General features: G+C 57.2%; 1 protein-coding gene. It reads right to left on the bottom strand.

The features are described from left to right. On the bottom strand, positions 1-259 hold a 259-nt coding region (locus JHD67_RS22485; protein ID WP_233172172.1), incomplete at its 3' end, for a hypothetical protein. Positions 260-404 lie beyond the last annotated feature (145 nt).

Genomic DNA, 404 nt, shown 5'->3' with positions numbered 1-404 from the left:
CATCCAGCGGCGCTTTGTAGATACCAACGCCTACATAGTTCTTCTCTTGAGGGCTTGAGGTGTCGCCGACGCTTAGGCTTGCGACACCTTGATCATCTACCGAAAGCGCCTTCCCTCCATGCTCCCGATCACCACTCCAGTAAAGAGAGAATGCTGCAGTTGCTGTAGTGCTTGCCGGGGACGTCTCAACTGGCTCGCTGGCGCTTAAGCTTGGCGCCAGCCATGCATTTGACGAGAGTGCGAGCAAGCCCAAAAGCATTTGCCGACATACGAGCCTCTTGCGTCCCCTCATGGAGACAGCCACACCCAACGTACACGTGCTTCTTCGTGAGGATTGGCATAGCCCACGGCAGGCAGTAGTTCGCCGCGCTGACAGGTGACGATGGTGTCGGCGTTCGGGCTAT

The sequence above is a fragment of the Dyella sp. ASV21 genome, assembly GCF_016428975.1.
Lineage (GTDB): Bacteria > Pseudomonadota > Gammaproteobacteria > Xanthomonadales > Rhodanobacteraceae > Dyella.
The sequence above is the reverse complement of the archived record's forward strand: the minus strand, read 5'-3'. Positions and strand labels throughout refer to the sequence as shown.